Raw genomic sequence first — 3,548 nt, 5'->3', positions numbered from 1 at the left:
CCTGTATGTTCGGTATTTTTACATTTCCCCTCTGTATTGGCAGGAGATGTTCAATAATTTTGAATTGTGCTTTCGTGATTTCCATAGGCGCACATTCTATCAAAATTAGTGTGAACAGGCCCTAGTACAAGGGGGTCAAGCAGTCTCTGACCGGACTGTCTAAATATGTAAGCGGCGATGGAATGTTTCTCATTATTGTAATTGGGACACCTGAACGAAAAGTATAAACCGCCTCCCTTTATGCGCCACCGGGACTGAATATCACGGCGATATGAAAAGTTGCACTGTACATTATTAAGAGTATAGGTAGTGTGAGGATAAATCAGCACATTATTGGCAGCAGTGTTGTGGCGGCTCATAGCCTTCAAGAGCGTTTGTTCTTTCCAGAAAGCATCCATGCGTTTTTTGGGGCTGTCATAGGTAGCCGCTTTAGAGCTTAGTCTTTTGAGCCACTTCCAACACAGCTCTTGGCAGATGCCTTTGTGAGCAGGAGTATCTAAAAAGCGCTTGTCTAACATTAATCCCATGGCAATTAGTTCATTCTGCTTAAACGGTTGCTTTAAGTATAGGTCGATCTTCATGACAGCCTCCTGCATAGTTTGGGCAAGCCAATAGTTGTTTAATGAAGTGGAAAGATAGCGTCAACATTAATCAGAGTTAACTGTAAAATTGTATAGTTCAATACGACAAGTTCTGTTGAATACCCGATTGCATCCTTAGTAGGGCGGATTAATACTCCTCCTTCCTCTGGACTCTTTCGGCTGAAATTCGCACGCTAGTTTAGTCAGTTAATAGCGACTTTAGATTTCGAGCGCCATTTAAGCAATTCGGGAACGGACCACCTTGTCACTCGAAAAGCGTGGTCCGTCGCCTATAACTTATCATTCAGAAGAGGAAGGACTTAAAAAATCGCATAAAAAGTTAATTTTTTATTTCTTGTTGCATCCTGAAGGGAGTGGCTTCCTCTGTTATTTCCCGATACCTTCCTGAAGGGACTGGATTCTTCAACACAGTACAGGCAAACACAAACCACGTGTTCAACAGCACCAATACGCTACTTACTTCTCAGAATTGATTAAAATTTTTTACAAAAAAACTGCCGCAAGTTTTTGAAAAGACGCTTTTTCTGAATAACCGGCGCCTGTTTTAGGCACATATGCTGTTATTATATTTTTGTTCGACAGAGGCTAGCTTAAACTTTCATTTTTTGTCAACTCATAGTCAACAATATATTCTTTGATTCGATTCATGTAGCGGAGGTAACGTCTGCAACCCCTTTCCCCATACCCACTAAAGCTGCCTTTCGATAATTACAAAGTGAGGGGGTGAAGTCTGAACCATTTCTAACGTATTGCGAAAAAAACCTGTATTGATGTCGCCATCAGAATGGCATGCATTTTTAGTTTTCGGGTTTAACGATCTGGAGCTGCCGAAACCCGGCAGCCAAAGCCTTTGATCGAATTTGAGTGGTTATATATGCTGACCGCGGCTAAACATCGAGTCAAGGTGCTCGATCGCAGTCGTTGAGTCAATCAATCACTGTCTGTTACGGCTGCTATTGGCCAGAAATTCCTTGATGCGCGCAAGCACTGACTCATTGTTTTGCGGTGCCACGATATCGCCGACCAGCACATGATTACTCGCCCCCGGCCGACCCGGAATCAGCATGCGTTCCGTATAGCCGCCCCAGTCGGCGAGGACCCGATCGGTGCGGGCGGGGTCCACTGCGCGATCTTCATTGGAGTAGATAAAGAGTGTCGGTACTTTGATCTGACCGACGTCACTGGCGGCCACCCAGTCTACAGTGGCTTGCATTTGCGAGAGGGCGGCTACCGGATAGCGGCTGGTCCAGTATTTCGCGTGGGTTTCGCTACGGGGTTCGAAGCCGCTTTCCGGCCCCAGAAGCAACGGGATGATCTGCCTGGCCCAGGGCATGGTCAACAGGCCGGCGCCTGTCTTGCGCACGCCGAAGTTGGGCGATACGTAAATCTGCGCCCGTGCCTGGGTTTGCACGCCCGGTTGCTGCATCAGCCAGGTGGACAGGGTGCTGCCGGTGGAGGTGGAGATAACAATCACCCGCCGGCCCAGTTTTTTTGCCACCTCCCAGGCCGCCAGGGTCTCCGCCGCCCAGTCATTGGCGGTGGCCGTGCCCATGGGGGCAAAACCGCGGCCGTGGCCGGGCAGGCGGGTGAGATAGACATTGGCGTTGAGATAAGTACCCAGTGCCTGGGGGACCGGCGCTATTTCCTGGCGGGTGGCGGAAAAGCCGTGGATATACAAGATCGCGAGATCAGTCTGCCCGGGACTGTTCGGGTTGTGCCAGACAATGGATTTTTCAGTGCCCGCGGTAATATCGCCAAAACCGTTTTCCTGCTGTGCCAGCCAAGTCTCCAACTGCCGGAGTTGGGCCGGCAGTGGCGGTGGTTCGGCGGCGCCGGTCAGGACTGGGCGCGGGCCGAGGGCAAATACCGCCAGCAGGGTCGCCAACACAGTGGCTGTCAGAGTTGTTTTGGTTCTCAATGTCATGGTCTGCCCGGCGTCCATCTATTTACGTGAGCGGCTGTGCGCCCGCGGCTATTGTGGGGAATTCCCCATAAAAGTCAGTAATTTTCTTTGACCCGCGAGTCGGTTGCGGCTGTCGATTCAGCACCGGTTCAGGTTGCCGGCGCTAGGGTGGCGGTGGATTGTTGCCCGGAGGTGGTCCATGAAATCTGCCCTTATTACCTGCTTTACGTTGATTGCCGTATGTTCCGCCGTTGAAGCCCAGGCCGGCGGACGCTATTACAGTTACCATTCCGGTTATTCCCATGGTTATTCTGATGGCCATTATCGCGGGTATAAACGCGGGTACGCTCGTGGCTATTCGCGCGGGCACTACAAGGGTCGCGGGTACCACCATCGGCATTACCGCCATCACCGTCATCGCAGTGACCGCCGTGCCGGCTATCTGCTCGGCGGTATTGTTATCGGCTCGCTGTTGCACCACGCTTATGCCGATCGCGGCCGCGATTACGCGCCGCGGCGGGTAGAGCGGAGCTATTACAGCAGCAGCCGGCAGACACGCTATAGCGACTCCCGTCGCCGTTACAGTTACAGCGATGAGAGCACCTACAGTGATCAAAGTTCCCGGTATAGCAGTAGCAATGATGACCAAAGTTCCCGTTACATCGACGGCAATAGTGACCAAGGCTCCCGCTACAGCAGTATCAAACCGGAAATCGTTACGCACCGGGACACCCCGCGCCCGGTAGCCGAACATATTCTACTGCGTGACAAGGAGGGTCGCTGCTTCGTTGTCGGTGAGAAAGAGAATGAGCAGGGGGAAAGTGTTGAGGTGCGCACTGAAATCGAGGCGCGGGCGTGTGTTGAGTGAGTGTGTTTTTTTTACTGTGACGGATGTTGTGGTAGGTGGGTATGTAGTGAATGGATAGAGGTGCCCTCGTTAGCGGGGAGTGGTCCCCTTCGAAGGGGTCGGGGGGGGGTTTTTTTTTAAAAAAAAAAACAGGGTTTAAAATAAAAAAACCCACCCCCCCCCCCCACACCCCACC

Annotated in this window: 3 protein-coding genes; 1 reads left to right on the top strand and 2 read right to left on the bottom strand. The window is 51.4% G+C overall.

All coding sequences use genetic code 11. The features are described 5' to 3' along the window. Positions 1–50: 50 nt before the first annotated feature. Together FKG94_RS24240 and FKG94_RS24235 are read right to left on the bottom strand one after the other, a co-directional pair. Entirely contained in the window at positions 51–581 is a 531-nt protein-coding gene (locus FKG94_RS24240; RefSeq protein WP_142929536.1) for a hypothetical protein, read from the bottom strand. Positions 582–1,536: 955 nt separating this feature from the next. Then, positions 1,537–2,526 (bottom strand): alpha/beta hydrolase, encoded by a 990-nt coding sequence (locus FKG94_RS24235; RefSeq protein WP_179957796.1) that lies wholly within the window; start codon positions 2,524–2,526, stop codon positions 1,537–1,539. A 178-nt stretch (positions 2,527–2,704) separates the two neighbouring features. Here FKG94_RS24235 and FKG94_RS24230 point away from each other — a divergent pair, with 178 nt between their 5' ends. Next, positions 2,705–3,373 carry a hypothetical protein gene (locus tag FKG94_RS24230; protein ID WP_142929534.1) on the top strand — a complete coding sequence of 223 codons (669 nt, stop codon included), beginning with the start codon at positions 2,705–2,707 and terminating at the stop codon, positions 3,371–3,373. The last annotated feature ends 175 nt before the right edge of the window (positions 3,374–3,548 follow it).

Origin of the sequence: Exilibacterium tricleocarpae (assembly GCF_007004655.1) — a bacterium.
GTDB lineage: Bacteria > Pseudomonadota > Gammaproteobacteria > Pseudomonadales > Cellvibrionaceae > Exilibacterium > Exilibacterium tricleocarpae.
The sequence above is the reverse complement of the archived record's forward strand: the minus strand, read 5'-3'. Positions and strand labels throughout refer to the sequence as shown.

Bases quoted from the DNA above. Each gene is read 5' to 3' on its own strand.
- FKG94_RS24230 (WP_142929534.1), top strand. From the start codon at position 2,705: ATGAAATCTGCCCTTATTACCTGCTTTACGTTGATTGCCGTATGTTCC.
- FKG94_RS24235 (WP_179957796.1), bottom strand. From the start codon at position 2,526: ATGACATTGAGAACCAAAACAACTCTGACAGCCACTGTGTTGGCGACC.
- FKG94_RS24240 (WP_142929536.1), bottom strand. From the start codon at position 581: ATGAAGATCGACCTATACTTAAAGCAACCGTTTAAGCAGAATGAACTA.